This is a genomic window from Sphingomonas sp. (assembly GCF_031426035.1).
In the GTDB taxonomy this organism is placed as follows: Bacteria; Pseudomonadota; Alphaproteobacteria; order Sphingomonadales; family Sphingomonadaceae; genus Sphingomicrobium.
In genome coordinates, this window is the sequence record NZ_JANPKO010000155.1 from 1 (window position 1) to 26,566 (window position 26,566).

Below are 26,566 nucleotides of genomic sequence, written 5' to 3' on the forward strand. Positions count from 1 at the left end.
GCGGGCAAGTCTCCGCTCTGCCGCAGCGCTTCGCCGGCGGCGATCGCGGCGGCGGTGGCGAGGTTGAACGAGCGGACTTCGGCGCGGATCGGGATGCGCACCCGCTCGTTGCACGCGGCGGCGACGTCGGGCGGGACGCCGCCGCTTTCCTTGCCGAGCAGCAGGATATCGCCGCTCCGCCACTCGAAATCATACAGCGATTGGCTGGCCTTGGTGGTGAGCAGGATCAGGCGCGCGCCAGCGGCGCTTGCCTGGAACGCCGCGAAGCCGGAATGACGGGTGACCTCGACCTCGTCGATATAGTCCATCGCGGTGCGGCGGACGCGCGCGTCGTCCCACGCGAAGCCCATCGGCTCGATCACATCGACCGCCACACCGAGGCACGCGCCGAGGCGCAGGACGGCGCCGACATTGCCGGCGATCTCGGGTTCGAAGAGCGCGATCCGCATGGCCCGCGCCTAAAGGCTCAATCGGCCCTTGGCAAAGCCCGACCCGCGCGGCTATCAGGCCCGCCAATCGCTCCCGGGGGCTTCTGGGAGCGTATTGCTCGGTGCCCGTCGGCACTGCCGCATCTATCGCGTCATAAGGGTGAGCATGGCCACGCTGGAACCGTCCGCTGAGACAGGACAAATAGAGGCGAACGACGGAGTCCGCCGCCGCGACTTCATCAATGTCGCCGCGGTCAGCTTCGCCGGAGTCGGCGCGGTCGCGGTGGTCGGGCCGCTGCTGACCCAGATGAGCCCGTCGGCCGACGTGCTGGCGCTGGCCTCGGTCGAGGTCGACATCTCCAAGATCGCGCCGGGCCAGGCAATCAAGACCAGCTGGCGCAAGCAGCCGGTGTTCGTGCGCAACCTGACCCCGGCCGAGATCAAGGCCGCCAATGCCGTCGATGCGGGCTCGCTGCGCGATCCCCAGAGCCTTGCCGAGCGGACCAAGCCGGGCAAGACCAACTGGCTGATCACGCTTGGCGTATGCACTCATCTCGGCTGCGTCCCGCTCGGCACCGGCGAGGGCGAGAACCGCGGCGAGTTCGGCGGCTATTTCTGCCCGTGCCACGGCTCGCACTACGACACCGCGGCGCGCATCCGCAAAGGCCCGGCGCCGACCAATTTGGTGGTGCCGGAATATTCGTTCACGTCCGACACCGTGGTGCAGATCGGGTGAGGGGGACCACCGACCAATGAGCTTTTCCTGGGCCAAGCCATATGAGCCGACGACCGAGTTCGGGCGCTGGATCGACGCGCGGCTGCCGTTGCCGCGACTGGTCTACGGCGCCGTCGGCGGCGGCTATCCGGTGCCGCGCAACCTCAATTACTGGTGGAATTACGGCGTCCTCGCCGGGCTCTTCCTGACCATCCAGATCGTCACCGGGATCGTGCTCGCGATGCATTATTACGCATCGGCCGACGGCGCGTTCAACTCGATCGAGCACATCATGCGCGACGTCAACGCGGGGTGGCTGATGCGCTACGCGCACGCCAACGGCGCCAGTTTCTTCTTCATCGTCACCTACATCCACATTTTCCGCGGGCTGTTTTTCGGCAGCTACAAGGCGCCGCGCGAACTGGTGTGGATGCTCGGGCTGGTCATTTACCTGCTGATGATGGCGACCGCGTTCATGGGCTATGTGCTGCCGTGGGGCCAGATGTCCTACTGGGGCGCGCAGGTCATCACCGGCTTCTTCTCTGCCTTCCCGCTGGTCGGCGAGCCGGTGCGGGTCTGGCTATTGGGCGGATATGCGCCCGACCAGGCTGCGCTGACGCGCTTTTTCTCGCTCCATTATTTGCTGCCGTTCGTGATCGCCGCGGTGGTTATCCTGCACATCTGGGCGCTGCATATCCCGGGCTCGGGCAACCCCACTGGCGTGGACGTCAAGGACGAGCGCGACACGCTGCCGTTCCACCCGTTCTACACCGCCAAGGACGGCTTCGGGGTCGGCGTGTTCCTGCTGCTCTACGCGCTGGTGCTGTACTTCGCGCCCAACGCGCTCGGCCACCCCGACAATTACATCCCGGCCAACCCGCTGGCGACGCCGGCGCACATCGTCCCCGAATGGTATTTCTGGCCGTTCTACGCGATCCTCCGCGCGTTCACCGTCGAGTTCATTCTCGCCGCCAAATTGTGGGGCGTGCTGGCGATGTTCGCCTCGATCCTGCTGCTGTTCTTCCTGCCGTGGCTCGACAAGTCGCCGGTCCGCTCGGGCCATTACCGGCCGGTGTTCAAGCGCTTCTTCTGGATCCTGGTGGTCGACATCCTGGTCCTCGGCTGGGCCGGCGGGTCGACCGCGACGCCGTTCGTGGTCGCGGTCAGCCAGATCGCAACGATCTATTATTTCGCGCACTTCCTGATCATCCTGCCGCTCGTCTCCAAATACGAGCGGACGCTGCCGCTGCCCAAATCGATCACCGAATCGGTGCTGCATGGCGAGAAGCAGGAAGCCGCGCCGGCCGGGGCGCCGCCCAGGCGGGGATCGACCGCTGCCGTGCCGGCCGCGGAATAAGGGGGACACATGGTCCGCGTCATCGCCTTTTTCGTCGGCCTCGGCTTTGCCGGTGTCCTGCTCATCTCGCTGATCGTCGGCATCAGCCAGACCATCGCGTCGCCGACCGAGGCGAGCGCCGAGGAAGAGTTCCACAAGCATCCCAAGCATCTCGCGCTGGCCAGCGACGGGCCGTTCGGCAAGTTCGACCGCCAGCAGCTGCAACGCGGCTTCCAGGTCTACAAGGAAGTGTGCGCGGCGTGCCACGGGCTCAGCCTGGTCGCCTTCCGCGACCTGGAAGCGCTCGGCTACAACGAGCCCGAGATCAAGGCGATCGCCAACCAGTGGCCGCTCGAGGTGCCGTCGATCAATCCCGACACCGGTGAAGTGGCGTCGCGCAAGGCGATCCCGTCCGACCGCTTCCCCAGCCCATACGCCAACGAGACCGCGGCGCGCGCGGCCAACAACAATGCGCTGCCGCCCGATCTGTCGCTGATCACCAAGGCGCGCCACGGCGGCGCGGCCTACACTTACTCGCTGCTCACCGGCTACCAGCGCCAGCCGGCCGAAGTGGTCAAGAAATTCCCTGCCGCGAAGACCGGGCCGGGGCTTTATTACAACCCCTATTTCGCCAATTTGAACATCGCCATGCCGCCGCCGATCACCAGCGAGGGCCAGGTCAGCTACGCCGACGGCACCCGCGCGACGGTGCCGCAGATGGCCAAGGACGTCTCCGCGTTCCTGGTGTGGACCGCCGAGCCCAAGCTCGAGAACCGCCATTCGGCCGGGCTCGCGGTGGTGATCTTCCTGCTGGTGGCGACGATCCTCGCCTATCTCGCCTACCAGAACATCTGGCGCGAGGCGAAGCGCGTGGTGCGCCCGACCGGCGTGCTCGATCCCGTCAACCAGGCCAAGACCCGCCGCGCCAAGGCCAAGGCAGGGACCGCGGGCTGACATCCTCCCCCCGCGGGGGAGGTGGTGGCGCGAAGCGGCGACGGTGGGGGGACTTCTCGCCCGTCGCCCCCTCCGGCGCTGCGCGCCTCCTCCCCCAAGGGGGGAGGTTAGGGCCGCCGCCGGATCAGCACGATCGAGGTGAAGGTCAGCACCGGGACGCCGTGCTGGTTGGTGACCGTGGTCAGCGAGCGGAACGAGCCGAGCTCGGGCTTGGAGCGCGACGGGGTCTTGTCGACCAGCTTCGAGCGCACCCAAATGGTGTCGCCGGGATAGACCGGTTTCAGCCAGCGCAGTTCATCGACCCCGGGCGAGCCGAGCCCGGCCTGCTCCTCGGCAACGACCTTGCGGGCGATGACGGCCATGACCATCGCGCAGGTATGCCAGCCGCTCGCCGCGATGCGCCCGAAATGGGTCTTGGCCGCGGCCTCGTCGTCGAGGTGAAACGGCTGCGGGTCGTATTTGCGCGCGAACTCGAGGACTTCCTCGCGGGTCACCTCGTAACTGCCGAACTCGCTCTCGGCGCCGATTTCCAAATCTTCGAAATAGATCATGGCCCCGCCTATCGCGGCGGCGGCCCCGCTTGCAACTACCGCGATCTGGCATAGGGTCGCGCCCGTGCCCCAGCCGATCCCGTTCCTGCCGTTCCAGCCGCGCCTGATCGAGGCCGCCGAGGCGCTCACCGACAACCGCCTCGACATCGCCGAGCGGTTGTTGAAGGCGCACCTCAAGGACGATCCGTTCGACGCCAAGGCGATCCGCATGCTCGCCGAGCTCGCCGCGCGCATCGGGCGCTGGGCCGACGCGGAGAATTTGCTCCGCCGCGCGGTCGAGATAGCGCCCAGCTTCACCGCGGCGCGCGCCAATCTCGCGCTGGTGCTCGGCCGGATGGGGCGCCCGGCCGAGGCGCTGCCATTGCTCGACCGCCTGTTCGAGGAAGACGGCGACAATCTCGGCCATTTCAATCTGAAGGCCGCGACGCTCGGCAAATTGGGCGATTTCGGCGCCGCGATCGGGCTTTACGAGCAGGTGCTCGAACGCTCGCCCAAGCAGGCGCGGGTGTGGCTCAGCTACGGCCACATGCTCAAGACCATCGGGCGGCTCGACGACGGCGTGGCCGCCTACCGCCGCGCGATCGACATCCGCCCGAGCCTCGGCGAAGCCTGGTTCAGCCTGGCCAATCTGAAGACGGTCGCGTTCGCCGACGACGACATCGCCGCGATGCAGGCCGCGCTCGCCGGCGGCGATCTCACCGACGACGACCGGGTCCATATCGATTTCGCGCTGGGCAAGGCGATGCACGACCGCGCGCAATGGGCCGAGGCGTTCGAATATTACGCCGCCGGCAACGCGCTGCGCCGCACCCAGGCCCCGCACGACGCGGCGCGCTTCACCCGCCGCGTCGACCGCTGCATCGCCGCGTTCACCGCTGAAGCGCTGGCGGGACGGGCAGGGGGCGGCGACCCCGCGCCCGACCCGATCTTCGTCGTCGGCATGCCGCGCGCGGGGTCGACCCTGATCGAGCAGATCCTGTCGTCGCACAGCCTGATCGAGGGCACGTCGGAGCTCGCCGACATCCCCGCGCTGGCGCGCAAGCACGGCCGCTATCCGGAGTCGGTGCTCGAGCTGACGGCGGAGCAGCGCGCCGAGCTTGGCGCCGAGTATCTCGCGCGGACGTCGGTTCAACGGCGCACCGCGCGCCCGTTGTTCATCGACAAATTGCCCAACAACTGGCTGTTCGTTCCGCTCATCCACCTGATCCTGCCCAACGCCAAGATCATCGATGCGCGGCGCCATCCGCTGTCGTGCTGCTTCTCCAACTTCCGCCAGCATTTCGCGCGCGGGCAGGATTTCGCCTACGACCTCGCCGACGTCGGGCAGTATTACGCCGACTATGTGCGGCTGATGGCGCATGTCGACGCGGTGCTCCCGGGCAAGGTCCACCGCGTGATCTACGAGCGCATGGTCGACGACACCGAGGCCGAAGTGCGCGCTTTGCTCGATTATTGCGGGCTGGAGTTCGAACCCGCTTGCCTCGAGTTCCACAAGACCGAGCGCGCGGTGCGCACCCCGAGCTCGGAGCAGGTCCGTCGCCCGATTTACCGCGATGCGACCGAGGAATGGCGGCCATACGACCCGCATCTCGGGCCGCTCAAGGACGCGCTGGGGATCGTGCTCGACGCCTATCCCGAGGCGCCGGCGCAACGCTCTTCGCCTAATCCACAGTAAACTGACGCTATCTCGGGCTTCCTCGTTGACTTTCCGTCACGAGTTTGACGGAATGGTGACGCCATACGCTCCGGGGGGAATCGATGACCAACACCAAGCTGCACCGCGCTGCCTTTGCCCTGCTCGCGTCGAGCGCAATGGCCTCGCCGGCATTCGCCCAGAGCGGGGTCAACGACACCGCGCCGACCCCGACCGAGCAGGTCGCGCAGGACGGCCAGGTCGAGGACACCACCGAGATCGTGATCACCGCGACCAAGCGCGAGGAAAACCTCCAGGACGTGCCGATTTCGGTCCAGGCGATCGGCACCCGGCGGCTCGACCAGCTCAACATCTCGAACTTCGAGGATTATACCAAGCAGCTGCCGTCGGTCAGCTTCCAGACCTCGCAGCCGGGCTCGACCGTGGTCTACATGCGCGGCGTCGCCACCGGCGGCGACGGCAACCACTCGGGCTCGTTCCCGTCGGTCGGCTCATACCTCGACGAGCAGCCGATCACGACCATCGGCGGCACCCTCGACGTCCACATCTACGACATCGCGCGGATCGAGAGCCTGGCCGGGCCGCAGGGCACTTTGTACGGCGCATCGAGCCAGGCCGGCACCATCCGCATCATCACCAACAAGCCCGAATTGAACGTCACCAGCGGGCGCATCGACGGCGAGCTCAACAAGGTTGCGCACGGCGGCATGGGCGGCGCGCTCGAGGGCATGATCAACTTGCCGATCGGCGACAATATCGCGTTCCGCGCGAGCGCCTTCTACCAGCGCGACGCGGGCTACATCGACAATGTGTTCGGTACGCGGACCTATTGCGGCGACCCGATCCGCGACGACGAAGACGAAATCATCGGCTGCGAGCGCAACGGCTTTACCGTTGAAAACAGCAATGTCGTCGAGAACAATTTCAACGATCTTCGCACCTATGGCGGCCGCGCCGCGCTCAAGATCGACCTCAACGAGAACTGGACCGTCACGCCGCAGATCATGCACCAGAACAGCCGCTCGAACGGCGTGTTCTACAAGGAAGCGGGGCTCGGCGACCTCGAGACGCAGCGCTTCCGCAAGGAATTCACCAAGGATAAATTCACCCAGGTCGCGCTGACCATCGAAGGCAAGATCGCGAATTTCGACATCACTTATGCCGGCGCCTACATGAACCGGCCCAACTCCGGGGTCAGCGACTATACCGAATATACGGTTGCCTACGACGATTTGTACGAGGGCTCCGGGGGCCTCGCCAACTATCTGTATTTCTACGACAATGCCGGTAATTTGATCGACCCGACCCAGTACATTAACGGCGGCAACCACTTCAAGAAACTGAGCCAGGAGCTGCGCATCGCGTCACCCGCGGACAAGCCGTTCCGGGTCATCGCGGGCGCCTTCTACCAGCGCCAGGCCAACGACATCTTCCAGGATTATCGGGTCGACAACCTCGCCGACTTCCTGTCGGTCAACGGACGACCGGGCTCGATCTGGCTGACCCGCCAGGAACGCGTCGACAAGGACTATGCTTTGTTCGGCGAGGCGAGCTTCGACATCACCCCGCAGATCACGCTGACCGCGGGCGGGCGGCTGTACAAGTTCGACAACACCTTGTTCGGGTTTGCCGGCTACGGCCGCAACCTCGACGGCCCGCCCTACAACGCGGTCGGCAGCAGCCGCACCGGCGTTGCCGAATGCTTCATGGCGGACGGCGAGTTGCTGCGCTTTGGCGGCACTGGCGGATTCGCGCCGGGCAGCATCGACGGAATTCCCTGCACCAACGTCGGCGTGTTCCGCGACGGCAAGGTGCGGCCCAAGCGCAGCAAGGACAACGGTTTCACCCATCGCGTCAACGCACAGTACAAGCCCAACGACGACATGATGTTCTACGCCACCTGGTCGCGCGGTTTCCGGCCCGGCGGCATCAACCGGCGCGCCGCGCTGTCCGGCTACGACCCCGACTTCCTGACCAATTACGAGCTGGGCTGGAAAACCAACTGGGGGCCGGTGCGGTGGAACGGCGCGGTCTATCACCAGGTGTGGAAGAAATTCCAATTCTCCTTCCTCGGGGAAAGCAGCCTGACGGTCATCCAGAATGGCCGCGACGCGCGCATCAACGGCGTCGAGACCGACGTCAGCTACGTCCGCGGCGGGCTCACCCTCAACGCGGCGGCGGCCTACACCGACGCCCAGACCAAACAGAACATCTGCAACATCGCCATCGATGAAGCGGCCAATTGCGATACCTTCTATCCAGCTCCGACGCCGACCGATCCCGATGCCGGAACGCAAGACTTCATCGTCACGCCGAAGGGCACGCGTCTGCCGGTCACGCCGAAGTTCAAGATGGCGGCGACGGCGCGCTATTCGTGGCCGGTCAGCATCGGCAAGGCGCACGTCCAGGCCGGCGTCAGCCACCAGACATCGGCTGCCGCCGACATCCGCCGGAATATCGGCGATGACGAAGTCACCATCAATCCCAACGATTTCCTCGGCAAGATCCGCGGCTCGACGCTGGTCGATTTGTTCGCCGGCTTCGACTGGAATGACCACAGCGTCGAATTGTTCGCGGTCAACGTGTTCGACGAGCGCAACCAATTGTCGCGCTTCGTGGTGTGCAGCATCTGCACCGACACCAAGATCGTGCCGGGGCGACCGCGCACCATCGGGATTCGCTTCGGGACCAAGTTCTAGGGTTCGCGAGCGGAGCAAATCGCGCGCCCAAGCGTCACGCCGGGGATGATTAGAAAATTGTCCCCGGCGCGGCTTGGCGCCGTCATTGCGATCCTCGCCGCCGTTTGGCTGGCGATGCTGGTGACCGGCGCCGGGCCGGTCGACCGCGGCGTGTTGCTCGCGCTGTACGCCGGCGACGAACCTTGGCTGGCGCTGGGGGCGATCGGCGTGTCCTATCTCGGCACCTGGCCGACGGTGGTCGCGGTGACGCTCGCCGGCGCCGCGTGGCTGCTCTACCGCGGCAAGCGCGGCGCGGCGCTGCTGCTGATCATCGCCAGCTTCACCGGGCGCGCGATGGTGATCCTCGAAAAAGCCTATTTCGCGCGGCTCCGGCCCGACGAGCATCTGCGCATGGTCGAAGTTCACTACCAGTCGTTCCCGAGCGGGCATTCGGCCAATTCGATGATCGTTTATTTGGGCCTGGCGCTGCTCGCGGTTGACGATCCGCGGCACCGCCAATGGGCGGTCGGCGCGGCGCTGGCGCTGACCTTCCTGATCGGGCTCAGCCGCCCGATGCTCGGCGTCCACTGGCCGAGCGATGTCGTCGCCGGCTGGTCGTTCGGCGCGCTGTGGCTGCTGGCGGTGCTGGCGGCGGCGGACAAATGGCGGCCGGGGCTGGCGACTCAGACGTTGAAGCGGAACAGCAGTACGTCGCCGTCCTGAACTTCATACTCCTTGCCCTCGGAGCGTAATTTGCCCGCGTCGCGCGCGCCGGCCTCGCCGTTGCAGGCGATGAAATCGTTAAACGCGATGGTCTCGGCGCGGATGAAGCCGCGCTCGAAGTCGGTGTGGATGACCCCGGCCGCCTGGGGCGCCTTGGCGCCGCGCTCGACGGTCCATGCGCGCGCCTCCTTGGGGCCCGCGGTGAAAAAGGTCAGCAGGCCCAATAATTCGTAGCCGGCGCGGATGACGCGGGTCAGGCCGGTTTCAGTCAGGCCGAGATCGGCGAGGAAGCCGGCGCGATCGGCGGGATCGAGGGTGGCGATCTCGGCCTCGATCGCGGCCGACACCACCACCGCCTTGGCGCCTTCGGCCTTGGCGCGCTCGAACACCCGGGCGGACAGCGCATTGCCGTCGGCCGCGTCGCTTTCATCGACGTTGCACACGTAGAGCACCGGCTTGGCGGTGAGCAATTGGGCGCGGGCGAGGGCGCGCTCCTCCTCGATATCCTTGGGTTTGGTCAGCCGCGCAGGCTTGGACGCGCGCAGCTGCTCGAGCGCCTGGCCCAGCACCGACGCCTCGATTTTCGCCTCCTTGTCGCCCTGCTGCGCTTTCTTGACGAGGTTGGGGACGCGGCGCTCGAGGCTGTCGAGATCGGCCAGCATCAATTCGGTCTCGACCGTCTCGGCGTCGGCGATCGGATCGACGCGGCCTTCGACATGGGTGACATCGCCGCCCTCGAAGCAGCGCAGGACGTGGACGATCGCGTCGACCTCGCGGATGTTGGCGAGGAACTGGTTGCCGAGCCCCTCGCCCTGGCTGGCGCCGCGCACCAGCCCGGCGATGTCGACGAACTCGATTTGGGTCTCGATCTCGACTTTCGAGCCGGCGATCGCGCGGATCTTGTCGAGCCGCTCGTCGGGCACCGCGACGCGGCCGACATTGGGCTCGATCGTGCAAAACGGATAGTTCGCCGCCTGCGCCGCCGCGGTCTCGGTGAGGGCGTTGAAGAGGGTCGATTTACCGACGTTCGGCAGGCCGACGATGCCGCAACGGAAGCCCATGCTGGTGATCACTCGCTGGTGGATGGATGCGGCGCTCAGGCCGCGTTACGCGCCCCTAGGCAATCTTGGTCGCGATTGCCACCGGGAAGGCAGGATGCGGCGGAGCAGCGCCTCGCCTAAGCGAAGTTGAAGCTGATGCTGAGCCGCTCGGCCTTGGCCGTGCCGGCCGTCACCTCGTGGCGCAGCCAGCTCTCCCACAGCAGGAGCAGGCCCGGACGCGGCGTCACGCTGACGAAGGCCTGCAGTTCCTCCGGCGCATCGGCGCGGCGGCGGGGAGCGGCCATCATCTGCGGCAAGCGCGGGTCCTCGAAGCGGATAGCGCCCGAACCCGGCGGCGCCTCGACGTAGAAGGTGCCCGAGATGATGCTGTGCGGGTGGATATGGCCGCTGTGTTGCCCACCGCTTTTCAACAGATTGACCCACAGGCTGTCGAGCTTCGGCTTGCGCACGAGGTCGAACGCGCAGTCGCCTGCGAACGCGGCGGCGTGGCGGGTGAGGAGCCGCGCCAGGTCGGCGAACGCGGGGTCGCGCTGCGTCAGGTCGTTGAGCGAGGCGTAGCTGGTGTAGCCGCGGTAGCCATGCTCGCGGCTCCACCGCGCGCCGGCCTTGTCGTCGGCGGCGAGGGTGCGGATCGAATGCGCCAGCGCGGCGATCAGCGCCGGATCGGCGAGCTCGGCTTCGTAGAGGCGGGTGGCGAACAAGGTGCGGACCATGACTCGTCGTTACTTCCCTGATATCCAATCGGGAAGGCGGTCGACGTGTCAGACATCTTCATCTCCTATGCGCGATCGACCGAGCCGCAGGCGCGGGTGATCGCCGATGCGCTCAAGGCGCACGGATATGAGGTGTGGCGCGACGACGAGCTGCCCGCCCACCGCGCCTATGGCGACGTCATCGAGGAACGGCTGAAAGCGGCCAAGGTGGTGGTCGTTTTGTGGTCGGCCGACGCCGCCAAGTCGCAATGGGTGCGCTCGGAGGCCGATGCCGCGCGCGGCGCGGGGACATTGGTCCAGGCGACCCTCGACGGGACCGTGCCGCCGCTGCCGTTCAACCAGATCCAGTGCGCCGATTTGTGCGGCTGGGGCGGCGAGCCCGACTCGTCGGGCTGGCGCAAGGTCGCGGCCAGCGTCGCCGCGCTGGCGGGCCAGCGGACGCCCGACGCCGAGGCGGCCGAGGCGGCTCAGCCCGCGCCACGCACGAAAGTGTCGGTGTGCGTACTGCCATTCACCAACATGAGCGGCGATCCCGAACAGGAATATTTCAGCGACGGGATCAGCGAGGACATCCTGACCGATTTGTCCAAGGTGTCGGCGTTGTCGGTGCTGGCGCGCAACACCGCGTTCGCGTGCAAGGGCTGCGCGATCGACGTCCCGACGCTGGCGCGCAAGCTCAACGTCAGCCATGTCCTCGAAGGCAGCGTGCGCAAGGCCGGCGGGCGGGTGCGGATCACCGCCCAGTTGATCGACGGCGCGGCGGGCGACCATGTCTGGGCCGAGCGCTACGACCGCGAGCTGACCGACATTTTCGCGATCCAGGACGAGATCTCGCAGGCGATCGTCGCCGCGCTCAAGGTCAAATTGCTGCCCGCGGAAAAGAAAGCGATCGAGCAGCGCGGCACGGCCTGTCCCGAGGCCTATAATTATTACCTGCTGGCGCGAAAATACTGGATCACCGGGAATTGGGGCAACACCGCGCAGCTCGAACTGGTGATCCGCATCTGCCGGCGCGCGGTCGAACTCGATCCGGACTATGCCTCGGCGTGGGGGCTGATGGCGCTGGTTCAATGCATCATGCATTTCACCTTCGCTGCAGGGGATGACGACGGCACCGCCGCCGCCGACCGCGCGCTGGCAATCGACCCCGACATCGCCGAGGCCTATTGCGTGCGCGCGCGGCATTTTTACGAGCAGGGTCGCTACAACGAAGCGGACGAGGGGTTCGCGCAGGCGCTGCGGATCGATCCTGACTCGTGGGAAGTGAACCGCGAGAGGGCGCGGATTTTCTATTTCCAGCGCCGCTTTGCCGACGCCGCCCGGCATTACGAGAAGGCGGTCTCGGTCGACGATTCGGACTATCATTCGTGGAGCATGCTGTGCTCGGTGTATCGGGCGCTGGGCAATCAGCCGGCCGAGATGCACGCGGCGCAAATGGCGCTCGCCGCGGCCGAGCGTGCGCTGGCCCACGATCCCACCAACGGCTCGGCGCTCGCCACCGGCGTAACCGGCCTCGCCGCGCTCCAATTGCGCGAGCGTGCCGGCGAATGGATCGAGCGGGCGTTGCTGATCAGCCCCGACAATATGTGGATGCGCTATAATTTCGCGTGCGTCATGGCGTTGCAGTTCGCGGACGCCGAGGCGGCGCTGGATTTGCTCGAACCGCTGTTCCCGCGCTTCACCGCCTCGGCCTACAAGGCGGTCGAGGCCGACCCTGATCTCGACCCAATTCGGGATCAGCCGCGCTTCAAAGCGATGATGGAGCAAGCGGCCGCCAGGCTGGGGGGCGAGGGGGGCGCAGGCTAACCGGCGCGGCCGACCAGGGCGGCGGCGATTTGAGCGCGCGGCGCGTCGAGGTGGCCACTCATCCATTGCTCGAGCAAAGCGATGGCGCCCGCCGCCGCGGGGATCGCGGCGATCCTGGCGGCGGTCATGCTGCGGCCGGCGCTCACCAACCGCTGCTCTATCGACTCGCTCAGCCAGCGGCGCACGTGGGCATCGACCGGCGGGCCGAACACCGCCCGGCTGAGCCGCCGATTGTCCCAGAAATGGGTCAGCGTCGGCGCGATCCCCTGGGCGTCCGAAATCCCCGTCAGCGCGTCGGCGAGGGCATCGATGATATGGCGCATGGTCGCCTGCAGGACGTGCTCGCGCGTCGCATAATGCTGGTACAGCGTCGAGCGCGAGATGTCGGCCTCGGCGGCGATCCGGCTCATGCCGATGGTGTCGTAGCGCACCGAGAACAGCAGCCGCAGGAAGGCGGCGCGGATCGCCTCGTCGGTCTTGCGCGGGCGGCGGTCGGGCATGCTCGCCTCGTTAGCAAATCGCACGAAAAGTGGCAATCTGTCCGGAAACGCACAGACACGCGTGGTTCGTAGCATCTTCGGTGGCGGCAATCCGCGACCATCGCCGTCCGATTGCTGGAGATCGTGCAATGCTGAAAGTCGTTTTGGCGCTGGCCGCCGCGGGATTGGCCGCCGCGCCCGCCGCCGCCAACCACGCCGAGGCCAAAGTGAAAGAATTCGCGCCGTACGCGTTCCTGATCGGCGAGTGGGATATCCATGAGGAGGGCGCGCCGCCGGCGGCGGTGCATCGCGCGACATGGGGCGTCGGCGGCACCTCGATCCGGCTCGAGACCGACATGCTGGTCGCGGGCAAGCCGGTCCCGCATTACGAGGGCATACTGGTGTGGAACCCGCGACGCGGCGATTTCGACATGCTGATCAACCTCGATCCGGTGAGCGCCAAGGTGCAGGAGCGGGGGCGGGTGTGGCTCGACCATAAGAATCGCAGCGCGGTGCGCGACGTCGTCGCATCCTATGCCGCGGGCGTGCGCGGACCCGACGGCAAGATCGTCGGGCCGGGCGGCGCGGAATTCGTGTTCCAGCAGCGCTTCAAGCCGGTCGGCAAGGACCGCATCGAGACCTCGATGATGCGCAAGACCGACAGCGGCTGGGTGGCGACGTTCCCGGGGAGTGAATCGATCCTGATGACGCGTCGCGGCAGTTAGTCGACCTGCAGGCGCAGCGCGACTTCGCTCATGAAGCGCGCGTCGTCGCCGTCGGCGAGCCATTCGGCTTCGCTGGCGATCGCGGCGAGGAGGTCGCTGAGCGCTTCCATTTCCGACTTGGCGTAATTGCCGAGGACATATTTGGTCACCCGCGCCTTGTCGCCGGGGTGGCCGATGCCGATCCGGACGCGGCGGAAATCAGGGCCGAGGCTGGCGTCGATCGCGCGCAGGCCGTTATGTCCCGCGGTGCCGCCGCCGGTCTTCACCTTCAACTTCATCGGCGCGAGGTCGAGTTCGTCGTGGAACGCGGTCAGCGCGTCGAGCTCGAGCTTATAGAAATGCAGCGCCTGCTGCACCGCGTCGCCGCTGTCGTTCATGTAGGTTTGCGGCTTCAATAGCAGGACGCGGTGGCGGCCGATGCGGCCTTCCGACACCAGGCTGCGAAACTTCTTCGACCACGGCCCGAAGCCATGCACCGCGGCGATGATGTCGGCGGCCATGAAGCCGACATTGTGGCGGTGCAGCGCATAGGACGCGCCGGGATTGCCGAGGCCGGCCCAGATTTGCACCTACCCCTCCCGCTCGCGGGAGGGGTGGAGCCGCGCAGCGGCGGAGGGGAGGGCCTGTCGCTGCCGATCGGACTTCAACAGGCCCTCCCCCAACCCCTCCCGCAGGCGGGAGGGGAGACGATTACTCGCCCTTGTCGCCCTCGCCGACATCGCCGGCTTCGGTTTCGCCGTCTTCGCCTTCGGCTTCTTCGCCCTCGGCGGCCGCGGCGGCGGCTTCCTCGTCCTCGTCCTTCATCACCGACGGGGCGACGATGGTGGCGACGGTGAAGTCGCGGTCCTCGATGGTCGACTTGGCGCCCTTGGGCAAAGTGACCGCCGAAATGTGAATCGAATCGCCGATGTCGAGGCCGGCCAGGCTGATGTGGATCTCGTCCGGGATCTCGGACGCGTCGCAGGTCAGCTCGAGCTCGTGACGGACGACATTGAGCACGCCGCCGCGCTTGATGCCGGGCGAAGCCTCGTCATCGTCGAAACGCACCGGAACGTTGACGGTGACCTGGCTGTGCTCGCCGATGCGCAGGAAATCGACATGCGCGGGGCGGCTCGAGACCGGGTGGAACTGAACGTCCTTGGGCAAGGTGCGATGCGGCTTGCCGCCGACCTCGACCATCACGATGGTGTTCATGAAGTGCCCGCTCGACAGCATCCGGGCGAGGAGCTTTTCCTCGACGTGGACGCTCAACGGTTGTTTCTTGTCGCCGTAGATCACGGCGGGTACCCGGCCATCGCGGCGCAGTGCACGGGAGGCTCCCTTGCCAGCCCGGTCGCGCGTTTCGGCGGGCAGCGTCAGCTGTTCGCTCATTGTCGCATTCCTTCAGTTGGTTGTCCCGCCACGCCTCCAGGGATGACCATGGCCGGGAAGCGCGCGCCCTAGAGGAGAGGGCGGCGGAATGCAAGATTGGGGGGTGCGGGCGGAAGCGGGAAGGGGCTAATTCAGCCGCGCCGAGCGGATGTTGCGGTCGGCGAGCTTGTGCTGGAGGCTGTCGGGGCCGCTCAGATGGCCGGCGCCGACCGCGACGAACACCGTGCCGGGCTGGGTCAGGCGGTCGGCCACCCACCCCGCCCAGCGCTCGTTGCGGTCGCGGAACAGCAATTTGTAGCTGACCGGCGACTTCAGGCGCATGTCCTCGAGCAGGACGTTGAAGCTGTCGACGTCGCCGCGCTTCCACGCCGCCTGGAGGAAGGCCAAGACAGTGCCCATCTGGCGCAGCTCGACGGCGGCCTGGACCGGCGTGTCGGGCCGCGCCGCGCTCGGCATGCGACGCATCATGCCGAGCTGGAACTCGGGGGTCTCGAGCGCGCCGACCGGCTTGCCCGCGGCCTCGGCGGCGCGGCGCAGCACGGCGTCGGCGCCGCTGTCGCTGCGCATCCCCTGGCTGCGCCCGGCGGCCATCACCTGCTTGGTGGTGGTGAGGAAGGTCGGCGAGCCGGCGACCGCGGGCAGCGTTCCGGGTGTGCGGCCGCGCAGCGCCAGCGGCCCCTTGACCGGGGCTGCCGGCGCGGCCGGGACCAGCGCCTCGAGCACCAGTTGCTGCGACTGGGTGAAGGCGGTCTTGACCTCGTCGTTGAACCACTCGGATTTTTCGTCGAGCGCGTGGAAGGTGCCGAACAGATAGATGATGGTGTCTTCGTCGTTGACCACCCACATCGCGGGCTGGGCGTCGGGCAAGGCGGCGGGCGGCGGCGGCGCCGTTGACTGCGGCGTGGCGGCGGCCAGCGCGGCACCGATCAGGAACTGGATCATCGACATGTCCCCATCCTGCGGCCAGGCGGGGGGAGGTGATGTCCGGGGCGGGAGAAACGCGCGCTGCGAACGCGGCGGGCCGGCGGTATTGACCGGCCTGCCAGGCAGGCGCTCCCCGTCCGGTGCATCATGGCCCCCCAGCCCGATACCCTCGTGCCAAGGATGCTCCCCGAGCGGTTAACAAAAGTCTAGTCCAAAGTGGCTTAAGTGAATTTCTGTCGTTGCAGTTAAGACACAGCATTGGGGGGCGGCCGCGCCGGCAACCGCCCCCCTCAACACCCGCTTTACTTGGCGGCGCGCACCAGCGCCGCGGCGGGGTTGATCACTTTGAGGCCCTTGGGACCTTCGGCGGTGGCGGTTTCCTCGATGATCGAGCGCAGCTGGGCGACAGTCAGTTTGGGGTTCACCGCGAGCATCTTGGCGGCGAGGTTGGTGACCTGCGGCGCGGCGAGCGAGGTGCCCGAGATGTTGATCGCCATGCCGCCCGGGACCTTGGCCGGGACCTCGAAGCCGTTGGCGTAGAGGTCGATCGACTTGCCGTAGCTGGTGAAACCGGCCGGCTGGAGCGCGACGTCGACCGCGCCGACGGTGACGACGTTGGCGAGGTTGATCCCGGCCGGGAAGCTGCGCACGAAGTCGACGTCCTCATCCTCATTGCCGGCGCCGGCCACGAACAGGATTTCGGGCGCACCGCGGAAGGCCTTCTCGAGCGCGCCGTTGACGGTCTCGAAAATGACCTTGGCGCGGGCCTTGCGCTTGGCCGGGTCGGTCTCGACCGTGGCCAAGGTCGCCTCGATCTGCGGCTCGGTGATGCGCCAGCTCATGTTGACCACGCGCACGCCCGCCGCCTTGAAGTAATCGACGGTCTGCGCGGCGTAGGCGGCCATCGCCTGGCCGACCGCCTCGGTGATCGGCTCGGGCACCTGCTGGACGCGGGCGTCGAAGCGGGCGTTGAGGACGCGCGCACCGGGGTTGCCGACCGCCGAGGTGTAGCCGGTGGTGGTGCCGTGGAGGTACATTCCCATGCGGCCCATCAGCAGGCCGAACTCGGTGACCTGGTCGGGCTTCAAGGAGGACATCGTCTGGCGCAGCGCGGCGGCCTCGGGCGAGTCGACCGCGGCCTGCAGGTCGAGCGCGCCCTTGGTCAGCTTGAGCTTGCCCGCGATGTCGGCGAGGTCGCCGGCGGGCATCGGCCGCAGCATGCCGGTCGACGGCTTCCAATCGGGATCGAAGGCGATGCCGTTGATGTCGTCGACGAAGCCGTTGTTGTCGTCGTCGCGGCCGTTGGCCTGCTCCTTGGCGTTGACCCACAACTGGCCGGGGAACACCGCGGGGTCGAACCCGCTGTCCCACACCGCGACGGTCACCGGCTGCTTGACCTGCGCCGGGGCCAGCGTGGCGAGGCGCGGCGACCAGCGGTCGACCTTCTCCACCGACTCGCTCTTCACGCGCGCGTCGAGCACCTTGAAGATGCGGTCCTTGAGCGGGAGCACCTCGGTCAGTGTGCGGCGCGCGCCGACCACCCCGGCGGCGATCCCGACCCCGACCTTATTGCCCTGCGCCGCGGCATTGGCGTCGAACGCGCCCTGCAGGCTGCCGACCAGCAAGTCGCGGCTGATCACCTGATATTGCGCGCGCATCGCCTGCAGCGAATCCTGGACCACCGCCCAGTCGAGCGCCTGGACCGCGGCGCGGAACTCGGCCTCGAAACGGTCGGCGAACTGCGGGCTGTCCTCGCCCACCGCCTTGGCGGCGCGGATGTAGGAGCCGGTCAGCAGGCCCGCGGTGGCCTTGGCGGCGGGCTTGTCCTCGAGGCCGCGGATTTGCGCCGACAGCGCCAGCGCGTCGTCCCAGCGATTTTCCGCCATCGCCGCCTGCATCAGCAGCGCGGCGAGCTCCTTCTGGGTGGCGACATCGCGCACTTCGTAGCCGTCGACCACGCTCTGGGCGTATTTCTCGACCTCGTCCTGGACGCGATCGAAGCCGGGGCCGCCGTTGATCGCCAGCTCGCTCGGCTTGGCCGGCAGCGCGATCACCACCGTCGGCAGATCGGAGGCGCTGGCGATGACCTTCTTGGTCTGCGCCAAAGCGGGGGCCGCGGCGAACAAGGTGGCGGCGGTCAGCAAATAGAATGTCTTGCGAGTCATGTCGGTGTCTCCCTTGCGAATTTTGGCATGAGTGGTCGGTCCGGGCCGGCTGGCCCGGTAAAACTTCCGTTGTTTGAGAATGGTTTAGCCTAGCGGTTCGGTCATCGCGAGCGCCACTTGCGGACTCCGTAGGCGACCGTCGCGGTGATCATCGCGGCGCCGAAGATCAGCCAGTCGTCGGGCTCGGGCGCCTTGCCCAATTTGAACATCGCGTACCACGCCGGGAACAGGATGGCGTAGACGTAGAAGCCGATCAGCGACCCCCACAGATTGTCGGCCAACTCGACCTCGTCGACGGTGACGAAAAAGCGCCAGCTGAAATAAGCGACGAGGATCGCGACGAGCACGACGCCGGCGGCGGCGGCGGTCATCAGCGACGGCGACAGCGAAGTTCCGCTGGCCTCCTCGTGGCCGATCATGAAGCCGCCGATGAAGCCCGACACCGCGCCGATCAGCGCGAGGATGCCGAGCAGGCTCCAGAACCGTTTGCGCCGTTCCGCGTGCAGCCGTTCGCCTTCACTGCGCTCCATTGTCGCCTCCCGTCGCATCGTCGTTGAAAATGGTCTCGATCGGCAGGTCGAACAGCCGGGCCAGCTTGAATGCCAGCGGCAGCGAGGGGTCGTGCTTGCCGGTCTCAATGGCGTTGACCGCCTGGCGCGAGACGCCGAGGTGGCCGCCAAGCTCCGCCTGGCTCCAGCCGCGTTCGGCGCGCAACACCCTCAACCGATTATGCATGTCGTCCCCAAGTGTCACCGCTCCGGTCCTTGTCAGTTCAACCTGACCCAATGTCAAGTTATCCTGACTATAGCCCGAGTCGCGGTGATGTCAAGTCATCCTGACAAAGCGTCAGGTAGACCGTACGTTTTACTGGAGGCGGGTGACCTTGTAGCCGCTGCCTTCAAGGCGCCGCTGGACCGATTCTTCGCCGGCCAGATGCCCCGCGCCGACCGCCACCATGACGGTTCCGGGCTGGGCCAGGCGGCGCTCGATCCATTTGGCCCAATTGACGTTGCGGCGGGCGAGCAGGGCGTCCTTGAGCTCGGGCGATTCGGCGAGGTCGGCGTTGAACGTGCGCGCGATCGCCTCGACGTCGCCGCGCTGCCATGCCGCGAGCATCCCGTCGAAGCTCGCGCGCAGCGTCTCAGGCGCCTCGATCGCGCCTTCGAGCAGCGCGCGCTGGGCGGTTTCGGGGAGCGTGTCGAAGAAGCTCAGCTGCTCGGCGTTGGTCTCGAGCTGGCCGACCGGCTTGCCGGCGGCGGCGAAGTCGCGGCGCAGCACAGTCTCGACCCCGAGGTCGGCGCCGACCCCGATCGCCTTGAACTGCACCCCGAGCAAAGTGAACGCGGCGGCCCAGGTCTCGAGCTGGTCGAAGAATTGGCGCGGGATTCCGGTTTTCTTGATCGTGGCCTCGAGCAAGGCACGCTTTTCGGCCGGCACGCGATCGGCGATCGGCGGCGCGGTGCGCGTCACGCCGAGCTGGCGCATGGTGTTGGCGAGCTCCGCCGGATTGGCCTGGTCGACGATGGTTTCGACCACCAGCGTCTGCGAGCCGGCCAGCGCCTGATCGAACTGCGGGGTGCGCCACGAGGTGTCGCGCGGGAGCAGATGGATGGTGCCGAACAGATAGATGGTGGTGTCGGCGTCGGCGACCTTCCACAGCGCCGGCTTGACCCCGCTGGCCTCGGTCGTGGGGACGGTGGCGCAGGACGCCAGTGCGGCCAGCCCGAGCGCGGCGAGGCCGCGGCGAACGATATGTTTGATCATGGGATTCCTTGTGACGGCGGCGCCTTAACAGCAGATGTAGGCAGCCGCCCCCCGCGCGTCCACTTGCCCGCACCGCGCGCATCGGCCAAAGCCCGGCTCCAGCCCCTGTGCGTCACCGCACTTTTTCGCAGGAAAGCCGTTCGTGGCGCTGAGCTTCCAGGACCTCATCCTCACCCTGCACCGCTACTGGAGCGAGCGCGGCTGCGTGCTGCTCCAGCCCTACGACCTCGAGATGGGGGCGGGGACGTTTCACCCGGCGACCGTGTTGCGCGCGCTTGGCCCCGACCCGTGGAAAGCGGCCTATGTTCAGCCGTGCCGCCGCCCGACCGACGGCCGCTATGGCGAAAACCCCAACCGGCTCGGCCATTATTACCAGTATCAGGTGATCTTGAAGCCGAGCCCACCCGACTTGCAGGAACTCTACCTCGGCAGCCTGGCGGCGATCGGCATCGACCCGCTGAAACACGACGTCCGCTTCGTCGAGGACGATTGGGAAAGCCCGACTTTGGGCGCGTGGGGGCTCGGCTGGGAAGTGTGGTGCGATGGGATGGAGGTGACCCAGTTCACCTATTTCCAGCAGGTCGGCGGGTTCGAATGCCGGCCGGTCGCGGGCGAGCTGACCTACGGGCTCGAGCGGCTGGCGATGTATATCCAGGGCAAGGACAATGTGTTCGACCTCGCGTTTAACGACGAGGGCGTGACCTACGGCGATGTCTTCCTCGACAATGAAAAACAGATGTCGGCGTGGAATTTTGAGGTGGCCGGCACCGAGGCTTTGTTCGACCTGTTCAAGAAGGCCGCGGCGGAGTGCGAGAATTGCCTTTCCGCGAAATTGCCGATCCCGGCCTATGAGCAGGCGATCAAGGCCAGCCATGTGTTCAACACGCTGCAGGCGCGCGGGGTGATTTCGGTCGCCGAGCGCCAGGCTTACATCGGCCGGGTGCGGGATTTGGCGAAGGCGGCCTGCGCGGCGTGGCTTGAAGCCAAGGGGCAAGCGGCGTGAGCACTGCCGACTTCCTGCTCGAGCTGCGCAGCGAGGAGATTCCGGCGCGGATGCAGGCGGCGGCGCGCAATGCGCTGGGGCGGATGCTGGCGGAGGAACTGGCCGCGGGGGGAATTGCGGCCGAGGCCATCGATGTGTGGTCGACGCCGCGGCGATTGGCGCTGGTGGCGCGAGGGTTGCCGCTCGAGACGCCGGCCAGCCGCGAGGAAGTGAAGGGGCCGCGGACCTCGGCGCCGGCGCAGGCACTCGAAGGGTTCTTGCGCAAGACCGGCCTCAAGCAAGACCAGCTCGAGGAGCGCGACGGGGTGTGGTTTGCGACGGCGGAGACCGCGGGGCGGCCGACCACCGAGCTGCTCGCGGGCGCGGTCGAGCGCATCGTGCGCGGGTTCGCCTGGCCCAAGTCGATGCGCTGGGGCGACGGCGATTTGCGCTGGGTGCGGCCGCTGCACGGGATCGTGGCGCTGCTCGGCGAAACGATCGTACCGGTCGCGGTCGACGGGATTGCGGCGGGGGCGACCACCGTCGGGCACCGCTTCCACCACCCGGGGCCGATCACGCTCGGCGGCGCGCATGATTATGCGGAAAAATTGCGCGCGTGCCACGTCATCGTCGACCATGAGGAGCGCGAGGCGCTGATCCGCGACGGGGCGGCCACGGCGGCGGCGGACGCGGGTCTGGCGCTGGTCGCCGACGAGGGGCTGGTGGTCGAGAATGCCGGGCTGACCGAATGGCCGGTGCCGCTGCTCGGCCGGTTCGACCCCGATTTCCTCGACGTCCCGCGCGAAGTGATCGTGCTGACCATGCGCACCAACCAGAAATATTTCGCGGTGAGCGGCGGGGAGGGGGCGCTGGCCCCGGCGTTCGTGTGCGTGGCGAATCTCGACGCGCATGACGGCGGCGAGGCGATCGTCGAGGGCAACAAGCGCGTGCTTGCGGCACGGTTGAGCGATGCGCGCTTCTTCTGGGAGCAGGACGTCAAGGTGCCGCTCGAAGAGCAGGCGGCGAAACTCGGCGGGATCGTATTCCACGAAAAGCTCGGCACCGTCGCCGACAAGGTTGAGCGCGTCGCCAAGCTGGCGCGCTGGCTGGTCGAGGAAGGCATCGTGGCTTCCTCTCCCCTTCAGGGGAGAGGAGGGAGCCGCGGAGCGGCGGAAGGAGAGGGGGCGTCGCCTTCTTCACTCCCCCTCTCCCCGGCCCTCTCCCCTGAAGGGGAGAGGGGGAAGTTGGCCGACCAGGCCGAGCGCGCGGCGCGGCTGGCCAAGGCCGACCTCGTCACCGGCATGGTGGGTGAATTTCCCGAGCTGCAGGGCGTCATCGGCGGCTACCTCGCGGCGGCACAGGGCGAGCCAAGCGAGGTCGCCGGCGCGGTGCGCGATCAATACAAGCCGGTCGGGCAAGGCGATGAAGTGCCGACGGCGCCGGTGACGGTGGCGGTGAGTCTGGCGGATAAGCTGGACACGCTCTTCGCATTTTTCGCCGTCGGCTTGGCTCCTACGGGGAGCAAAGATCCGTATGCAGTGCGCCGCGCAGCTCTTGCTGTCCTTCAGCTCATTATTTCGAATGACGTGCGAACACGGGCCGACCGATTGCTAAAGGAAGCCGAGGACCAGCTATCGGACACCTTGAACCGCTCATGGTCGAATAGTGACACTGCCGATTTTTGGGATTTGTACGCCGAAGAAGCAAACTACAGGGTGAAGGATGTCGACGGGCGCGCGTGGCTTTTCCACGCGGACACACCAATGGTGCCGCTGGGTGAGTCGTTCGCGCAGCAGCAGGAACTGATGGATGTCATGATGGCGCGCGTTGCGGCCGCAACAGATGAGATTATTCCGTTCCTAGTCGACCGTCTCAAAGTCCAGCAGCGGGAAGCGGGGGTTCGGCACGATCTGATCGACGCGGTGTTCGCGCTCGGCGGCGAGGACGATCTGGTGCGGCTATTGGCTCGGGTCACGGCGCTGCAAGCGTTTGTCGAGACGGGTGAGGGTGCGGACTTAGTCGCGGGATACAAGCGGGCCGCAAATATCCTGAAAAAGCAAAAGTGGGAGGCAGTGCTTGGCAGCACGGCAGACGTTGAGCCGGCCGAGGCGGCGCTCGACACAGCGCTCGCAGCCGCTGAGCCGACCGCCAAAGCCGCGGTGGCCGACGAGCGGTTTGGCGAGGCGATGGCGGCGCTGGCCTCGCTGCGCGCGCCGATCGATGCGTTCTTCGACCAGGTCAAGGTCAATGCCGATGACGCCGCCGTTCGCGCGCGGCGCCTCAACCTGCTCGCACGCTTCCGCGACGCGGTGCACAGCGTCGCGGATTTCTCGAAAATCGAGGGCTAGAGCGGGCGGTCGTCCTCGCGGCGGGCGGCGCGGCGGCGGTCTTCCTCGACGCGGCGGTCCTCGGCGAGGCGGCGCTCCTCTTCGACGCTGGTTGCGGCGGCGGGGTCGCGCGGCGACTTGATCGCGGCGGCGCGCAGCGAATCCTGCTCGCGCCATTCCTTTTCTCGCGTGGCATATTCGGCTTCGCGGTCGCGATGGGTTCTTTCGAGCTCTTCGCGACGATCGACTTCGGCGCGGTAGCGATGCTTCCACTTGCGGCCGCCGCCGGAGAACAGGAAGCCGCCGATCAACAGCCCGAGAATGAAAATCAGCGCGTAAATCACCGCCTGATTGGGATCCATGAACATCGCTGCGCTCCCCTGATTGCGTTGGCGTCAGGGGGGTTACGCGCGCCAAGCGCAAGCGTTCCGCCGGGGCCGGGAATGGGGGCAGCCGCGCTGGCCGCCCCCTCCCGAATTAGCCGTTGAGGAAGCTGTCGCTGATCGAGCAGGCGGCCGGACCCAGAATGACGATGAACAGGGTCGGCAGGATGAACAGGATCAGCGGCACGGTCATGATCGCGGGCAGGCGCGCGGCCTTTTCCTCGGCGCGCATCATGCGGTCGTTGCGGAACTCGGCCGACAGCACGCGCAACGCGGAGGCCAGCGGAGTACCGTATTTCTCGGTCTGGATCATGGTCGTGACGACCCCGCGCACCGCTTCCAGATCGACGCGCATGGCGAAGTTCTCGAACGCCTGGCGGCGCTCGTTGAGGAAGCCCAGCTCGATCGCCGTGAGGCCGAATTCGTCGCCGAGTTCGGGATAGGCCTTGCCGAGTTCCTTGGCGACGCGGTTGAACGCGGCGTCGACGGTAAGGCCGGCCTCGGCGCAGATGACCAAAAGGTCGAGCGCGTCGGGCAGGCCCTTGCGCACCGCGGAGCTGCGCTTGTTGACGCGGTTCTTGAGCCAGATGTCGGGCGCCTTGTAGCTGCCGACCAGCACGCCCGCGACGGTCATATATTTGCGCAGCCACGACCATTCCGGGAAATAGTCGAGGAAGTAGATGACCACCACCGCGGTGACGCCGAGCACGACCGGCAGCACGAAGCGCGCGAAGATGATGAAGAAGGCGAGATCCTTGGTGCGGATGCCGGCCTGCATCAGGCGCAGCTGGGTCTTCTTGATCTGGTCGTCCTGCAGCATCTTGAAGCTGCCGAGGATCGAGCGGACGCGGTCCGCGGCCTGGTTGCGGTTGGTCAGCTTGCGCCGCTTGTTGGTCGAGGCGACGATGCCCGCCTTCAACTGCTCGCGGCGCTCGTTGAGCGCCTTGACGCGGCGGATCATGGGGTCGCGCGCGGTGGTCGCGGCGTAGATCGCCGTCAGCACCGCGAGCGTCGCGACCGCGGCGAGCAGGGTCGCGATCCAGATGACATCGAAGCCAAGAAGGGTGGGGCCGGCAGGCTGCATGATGATCTTTCCGTCCCTCTAGATCTCGAAGTTGACCATTTTGGCCATGATGAACACGCCGATCGCCATCCACATCATGCCGCCGAGGCCGGCGACGATCAGGCGCTGGTCGGTGAAGAAGCCGCCCATGTAATCGGGGTTCATCATCCACACGAGGCCGAACACGATGAACGGCAGCGAGCCGACGATGTAGGCCGAGGCCTTGGATTCCGAGCTCATCGCGCGGATCTTCAACTTCATCTGGGCGCGCTTGCGCAGCACGTCGGCGAGGTTCGACAGAGTCTCGGCCAAATTGCCGCCCGTCTCACGCTGGATCGCCAAAGTGATCACGAAGAACTGGAACTCGGGGGTGCCGAGGCGGTCCGCGGTTTCCTGCAGCGCGACTTCCATCGTGCGGCCGATCTTCATCTTGTCCGAGACGGTGCGGAACTCGATCCCGACCGGACCCTGGATCTCGCTGGCGACGATGCCGAGCGTTTCGGTGATCGGCAGGCCCGAGCGCAGCCCGCGCACCATCAGCTCGATGGCATCGGGGAAGTTGGAGGTGAACTTGGCAATGCGCCGCTTGATCATCTTGCCGATGATGAAATGGGGCAGGCCGAGGCCGAAGAACAGGCCGGCCAGCACGCCGAGCATGGGCGGCAGGCCGCGCATCATCAACAGCGTCGCGACGGTGACGCCGAGGCCGAGCGAGATGGTCGAATATTTGGCCAGGCTGATGTCGCGGCCGGTCATCTCCAGGCGGCGGCGCAGCAACGCCGGCTTGGGGATGATCGACGAGGCGAAGCCTTCGAGGCGGGTGTTGCGCGCCGCCATCAGCTTGCGGATCTGGGCCTGGGCCGTGACCGCCAGGTTGCCTTCGGCGTGGCGCTCCTTGAGCATTTCCATGCGGCGCCTGGCGGCCTTGGACGCCGACGGTCCGTTGATGGCGTTGAGCACCATCAGCAGCGTGCCGCCGATACCAACTGCGAGGATGATCATCATCAGCATTCGGGCGTCCAATTCCTAATCAGCGCAGGGCCGCGCGGCCGAAGCCGCCCGGTGCGAAAACGTCAGGCAGCTTTCGCCTTCGGCTTGGCCAGCATCGTCTTCAAATTGCTCATCAGCGAACGCGCGCCAGGGGCCTGGCCATCGACCGTGACCCCTTCTTCACTCGCGTGGTTGAGGACCATCCCCGACAGCGCGTTGAACGGCGCCGCCATCTTGCCCGAGGCGACTTCCGCCATCGGCTTGCCGAGCTTGGCCGCCTGAGCGGCAAGCTTGCTGTCGTAGGGGAAAACAAGGTCGACGGAGCGTTCGATCGACTGCTCGAAGTCCTTGCGGCTGATCTCCAGCGCGCCGCCCGAGGGCACCCCGTTGGCGACCACGATAACCTTGGTCTGCGGGGCGTTGGACTTGAGCCAGGCGAGGATGCGGATGGTGTCGCGGGTAGCCGCCAGCGTGAGCTCGGCGACGACCACGGCGACATGCGCATCATGGACCATGTGCGGATACTGGATCAGCATGTGGCGCGGCAGGTCGAGCACGGTCGATTCGAAGGCGTTGCGCATTTCTTCCTGAAGCTGGAAGAAAGCGGTGCCGTCGGTGACCAGCGGCTGGTGAATGGGAGCTTCCGCCGAGAGCACCGAAAGGCGCTCGTTGGCGCGCACCATCGCGCGTTCGATGAACAGCGGGTCGATGCGGCTCGGGTTCTCGATCGCGTCGGTCAGGCCGCGGCCCGGCTCCAGATCGAGCGACAGGGCG

At 66.9% G+C, this 26,566-nt stretch carries 26 protein-coding genes; 10 read left to right on the top strand and 16 right to left on the bottom strand.

Annotated elements, in window-relative coordinates:
• Positions 1–449 (bottom strand): TrmH family RNA methyltransferase (locus RMP08_RS11415; RefSeq protein WP_310469123.1); only part of this gene is annotated, 449 nt, incomplete at its 3' end.
• A 145-nt stretch (positions 450–594) separates the two neighbouring features.
• On the opposite strand from RMP08_RS11415, the gene petA reads away from it, so the two are divergent.
• From petA to RMP08_RS11430, 3 genes are read left to right on the top strand one after another with little or no spacing between them, the layout of a single operon-like run.
• Positions 595–1,164 carry a ubiquinol-cytochrome c reductase iron-sulfur subunit gene (petA, locus tag RMP08_RS11420; RefSeq protein WP_310469124.1) on the top strand — a complete coding sequence of 190 codons (570 nt, stop codon included), beginning with the start codon at positions 595–597 and terminating at the stop codon, positions 1,162–1,164.
• A 16-nt stretch (positions 1,165–1,180) separates the two neighbouring features.
• Positions 1,181–2,500: a cytochrome b/b6 gene (locus tag RMP08_RS11425; RefSeq protein ID WP_310469125.1), complete on the top strand. Its 1,320-nt coding sequence runs from the start codon at positions 1,181–1,183 to the stop codon at positions 2,498–2,500.
• 9 nt (positions 2,501–2,509) lie between these two features.
• Positions 2,510–3,433 (top strand): cytochrome c1, encoded by a 924-nt coding sequence (locus tag RMP08_RS11430; protein WP_310469126.1) that lies wholly within the window; start codon positions 2,510–2,512, stop codon positions 3,431–3,433.
• A 107-nt stretch (positions 3,434–3,540) separates the two neighbouring features.
• Here the strand turns inward: RMP08_RS11430 and RMP08_RS11435 are convergent, their stop codons facing one another.
• Positions 3,541–3,984, bottom strand: coding sequence for a MaoC family dehydratase (locus RMP08_RS11435; protein WP_310469127.1), 444 nt, complete (start codon positions 3,982–3,984; stop codon positions 3,541–3,543).
• Between the two features lie 106 nt (positions 3,985–4,090).
• Between RMP08_RS11435 and RMP08_RS11440 the strand changes: the two genes are divergently transcribed.
• The 3 genes from RMP08_RS11440 (at position 4,091) to RMP08_RS11450 (ending at position 9,039) form a co-directional block, all read left to right on the top strand.
• The gene (locus RMP08_RS11440; RefSeq protein WP_409049795.1) at positions 4,091–5,659 is read left to right on the top strand and encodes a sulfotransferase; all 1,569 of its coding nucleotides are present in this window, start codon (positions 4,091–4,093) and stop codon (positions 5,657–5,659) included.
• An 83-nt stretch (positions 5,660–5,742) separates the two neighbouring features.
• Positions 5,743–8,337: a TonB-dependent receptor gene (locus RMP08_RS11445; protein WP_310469129.1), complete on the top strand. Its 2,595-nt coding sequence runs from the start codon at positions 5,743–5,745 to the stop codon at positions 8,335–8,337.
• Positions 8,338–8,382: 45 nt separating this feature from the next.
• Entirely contained in the window at positions 8,383–9,039 is a 657-nt protein-coding gene (locus RMP08_RS11450; protein ID WP_310469130.1) for a phosphatase PAP2 family protein, read from the top strand.
• Here the strand turns inward: RMP08_RS11450 and ychF are convergent.
• Both ychF and RMP08_RS11460 read right to left on the bottom strand, forming a co-directional pair.
• Positions 9,000–10,100, bottom strand: a complete 1,101-nt coding sequence (gene ychF / locus RMP08_RS11455) for a redox-regulated ATPase YchF (protein ID WP_310469131.1) — start codon at positions 10,098–10,100, stop codon at positions 9,000–9,002. The two genes, RMP08_RS11450 and ychF, sit on opposite strands and share 40 nt — an antisense overlap.
• A gap of 116 nt (positions 10,101–10,216) precedes the next feature.
• A complete protein-coding gene (locus RMP08_RS11460; RefSeq protein ID WP_310469132.1) occupies positions 10,217–10,813 on the bottom strand; it encodes a TIGR02466 family protein in 597 nt (198 codons plus the stop codon).
• Between the two features lie 45 nt (positions 10,814–10,858).
• Between RMP08_RS11460 and RMP08_RS11465 the strand changes: the two genes are divergently transcribed.
• The gene (locus RMP08_RS11465) at positions 10,859–12,619 is read left to right on the top strand and encodes a TIR domain-containing protein (protein WP_310469133.1); all 1,761 of its coding nucleotides are present in this window, start codon (positions 10,859–10,861) and stop codon (positions 12,617–12,619) included.
• On the opposite strand, the gene RMP08_RS11470 is transcribed toward RMP08_RS11465, so the two are convergent.
• Complete coding sequence (locus RMP08_RS11470) at positions 12,616–13,119, bottom strand: TetR/AcrR family transcriptional regulator (protein ID WP_310469134.1); 504 nt, start codon at positions 13,117–13,119, stop codon at positions 12,616–12,618. The genes RMP08_RS11465 and RMP08_RS11470 overlap by 4 nt on opposite strands.
• A 128-nt stretch (positions 13,120–13,247) precedes the next feature.
• Between RMP08_RS11470 and RMP08_RS11475 the strand changes: the two genes are divergently transcribed.
• Positions 13,248–13,823 carry a hypothetical protein gene (locus RMP08_RS11475; RefSeq protein WP_310469135.1) on the top strand — a complete coding sequence of 192 codons (576 nt, stop codon included), beginning with the start codon at positions 13,248–13,250 and terminating at the stop codon, positions 13,821–13,823.
• Here RMP08_RS11475 and pth read toward each other — a convergent pair.
• The 7 genes from pth to RMP08_RS11510 form a co-directional block, all read right to left on the bottom strand.
• The gene (gene pth, locus RMP08_RS11480) at positions 13,820–14,392 is read right to left on the bottom strand and encodes an aminoacyl-tRNA hydrolase (protein WP_310469136.1); all 573 of its coding nucleotides are present in this window, start codon (positions 14,390–14,392) and stop codon (positions 13,820–13,822) included. The two genes, RMP08_RS11475 and pth, sit on opposite strands and share 4 nt — an antisense overlap.
• Before the next feature lie 121 nt (positions 14,393–14,513).
• Positions 14,514–15,194: a 50S ribosomal protein L25/general stress protein Ctc gene (locus RMP08_RS11485; protein WP_310469137.1), complete on the bottom strand. Its 681-nt coding sequence runs from the start codon at positions 15,192–15,194 to the stop codon at positions 14,514–14,516.
• A 126-nt stretch (positions 15,195–15,320) separates the two neighbouring features.
• The gene (locus tag RMP08_RS11490; RefSeq protein WP_310469138.1) at positions 15,321–16,142 is read right to left on the bottom strand and encodes a TraB/GumN family protein; all 822 of its coding nucleotides are present in this window, start codon (positions 16,140–16,142) and stop codon (positions 15,321–15,323) included.
• A gap of 278 nt (positions 16,143–16,420) precedes the next feature.
• Entirely contained in the window at positions 16,421–18,283 is a 1,863-nt protein-coding gene (locus tag RMP08_RS11495; protein ID WP_310469139.1) for a S8 family serine peptidase, read from the bottom strand.
• Between the two features lie 101 nt (positions 18,284–18,384).
• The gene (locus RMP08_RS11500; protein WP_310469140.1) at positions 18,385–18,813 is read right to left on the bottom strand and encodes a hypothetical protein; all 429 of its coding nucleotides are present in this window, start codon (positions 18,811–18,813) and stop codon (positions 18,385–18,387) included.
• Complete coding sequence (locus tag RMP08_RS11505; protein WP_310469141.1) at positions 18,800–19,018, bottom strand: helix-turn-helix transcriptional regulator; 219 nt, start codon at positions 19,016–19,018, stop codon at positions 18,800–18,802. Before RMP08_RS11505 ends, RMP08_RS11500 begins: the two co-directional genes overlap by 14 nt.
• 129 nt (positions 19,019–19,147) lie before the next feature.
• Complete coding sequence (locus RMP08_RS11510) at positions 19,148–20,047, bottom strand: TraB/GumN family protein (RefSeq protein ID WP_310469142.1); 900 nt, start codon at positions 20,045–20,047, stop codon at positions 19,148–19,150.
• A gap of 142 nt (positions 20,048–20,189) precedes the next feature.
• On the opposite strand from RMP08_RS11510, the gene RMP08_RS11515 reads away from it, so the two are divergent.
• Both RMP08_RS11515 and glyS read left to right on the top strand, forming a co-directional pair.
• A complete protein-coding gene (locus RMP08_RS11515; protein ID WP_310469143.1) occupies positions 20,190–21,050 on the top strand; it encodes a glycine--tRNA ligase subunit alpha in 861 nt (286 codons plus the stop codon).
• A 50-nt stretch (positions 21,051–21,100) separates the two neighbouring features.
• Complete coding sequence (gene glyS, locus RMP08_RS11520) at positions 21,101–23,377, top strand: glycine--tRNA ligase subunit beta (protein WP_409049796.1); 2,277 nt, start codon at positions 21,101–21,103, stop codon at positions 23,375–23,377.
• On the opposite strand, the gene RMP08_RS11525 is transcribed toward glyS, so the two are convergent.
• The 4 genes from RMP08_RS11525 to RMP08_RS11540 all read right to left on the bottom strand — a co-directional run.
• Positions 23,374–23,724 carry a hypothetical protein gene (locus tag RMP08_RS11525; RefSeq protein ID WP_310469145.1) on the bottom strand — a complete coding sequence of 117 codons (351 nt, stop codon included), beginning with the start codon at positions 23,722–23,724 and terminating at the stop codon, positions 23,374–23,376. The two genes, glyS and RMP08_RS11525, sit on opposite strands and share 4 nt — an antisense overlap.
• A 109-nt stretch (positions 23,725–23,833) precedes the next feature.
• On the bottom strand, positions 23,834–24,823 hold the full coding sequence (locus RMP08_RS11530) for a type II secretion system F family protein (RefSeq protein WP_310469146.1): 990 nt from the start codon (positions 24,821–24,823) through the stop codon (positions 23,834–23,836).
• An 18-nt stretch (positions 24,824–24,841) separates the two neighbouring features.
• Positions 24,842–25,813 carry a type II secretion system F family protein gene (locus RMP08_RS11535; RefSeq protein ID WP_310469147.1) on the bottom strand — a complete coding sequence of 324 codons (972 nt, stop codon included), beginning with the start codon at positions 25,811–25,813 and terminating at the stop codon, positions 24,842–24,844.
• Between the two features lie 62 nt (positions 25,814–25,875).
• On the bottom strand, positions 25,876–26,566 hold a 691-nt coding region (locus RMP08_RS11540), incomplete at its 5' end, for a CpaE family protein (RefSeq protein ID WP_409049794.1).

Bases quoted from the DNA above. Each gene is read 5' to 3' on its own strand.
- glyS (WP_409049796.1), top strand. From the start codon at position 21,101: ATGCAGGCGGCGGCGCGCAATGCGCTGGGGCGGATGCTGGCGGAGGAA.
- RMP08_RS11535 (WP_310469147.1), bottom strand. From the start codon at position 25,813: ATGCTGATGATGATCATCCTCGCAGTTGGTATCGGCGGCACGCTGCTG.
- RMP08_RS11530 (WP_310469146.1), bottom strand. From the start codon at position 24,823: ATGCAGCCTGCCGGCCCCACCCTTCTTGGCTTCGATGTCATCTGGATC.
- RMP08_RS11525 (WP_310469145.1), bottom strand. From the start codon at position 23,724: ATGTTCATGGATCCCAATCAGGCGGTGATTTACGCGCTGATTTTCATT.
- RMP08_RS11505 (WP_310469141.1), bottom strand. From the start codon at position 19,018: ATGCATAATCGGTTGAGGGTGTTGCGCGCCGAACGCGGCTGGAGCCAG.
- RMP08_RS11495 (WP_310469139.1), bottom strand. From the start codon at position 18,283: ATGACTCGCAAGACATTCTATTTGCTGACCGCCGCCACCTTGTTCGCC.
- RMP08_RS11500 (WP_310469140.1), bottom strand. From the start codon at position 18,813: ATGGAGCGCAGTGAAGGCGAACGGCTGCACGCGGAACGGCGCAAACGG.
- RMP08_RS11510 (WP_310469142.1), bottom strand. From the start codon at position 20,047: ATGATCAAACATATCGTTCGCCGCGGCCTCGCCGCGCTCGGGCTGGCC.
- RMP08_RS11430 (WP_310469126.1), top strand. From the start codon at position 2,510: ATGGTCCGCGTCATCGCCTTTTTCGTCGGCCTCGGCTTTGCCGGTGTC.
- RMP08_RS11485 (WP_310469137.1), bottom strand. From the start codon at position 15,194: ATGAGCGAACAGCTGACGCTGCCCGCCGAAACGCGCGACCGGGCTGGC.
- petA (WP_310469124.1), top strand. From the start codon at position 595: ATGGCCACGCTGGAACCGTCCGCTGAGACAGGACAAATAGAGGCGAAC.
- RMP08_RS11435 (WP_310469127.1), bottom strand. From the start codon at position 3,984: ATGATCTATTTCGAAGATTTGGAAATCGGCGCCGAGAGCGAGTTCGGC.
- ychF (WP_310469131.1), bottom strand. From the start codon at position 10,100: ATGGGCTTCCGTTGCGGCATCGTCGGCCTGCCGAACGTCGGTAAATCG.
- RMP08_RS11425 (WP_310469125.1), top strand. From the start codon at position 1,181: ATGAGCTTTTCCTGGGCCAAGCCATATGAGCCGACGACCGAGTTCGGG.
- RMP08_RS11470 (WP_310469134.1), bottom strand. From the start codon at position 13,119: ATGCCCGACCGCCGCCCGCGCAAGACCGACGAGGCGATCCGCGCCGCC.
- RMP08_RS11460 (WP_310469132.1), bottom strand. From the start codon at position 10,813: ATGGTCCGCACCTTGTTCGCCACCCGCCTCTACGAAGCCGAGCTCGCC.
- RMP08_RS11450 (WP_310469130.1), top strand. From the start codon at position 8,383: ATGATTAGAAAATTGTCCCCGGCGCGGCTTGGCGCCGTCATTGCGATC.
- RMP08_RS11445 (WP_310469129.1), top strand. From the start codon at position 5,743: ATGACCAACACCAAGCTGCACCGCGCTGCCTTTGCCCTGCTCGCGTCG.
- RMP08_RS11490 (WP_310469138.1), bottom strand. From the start codon at position 16,142: ATGTCGATGATCCAGTTCCTGATCGGTGCCGCGCTGGCCGCCGCCACG.
- RMP08_RS11475 (WP_310469135.1), top strand. From the start codon at position 13,248: ATGCTGAAAGTCGTTTTGGCGCTGGCCGCCGCGGGATTGGCCGCCGCG.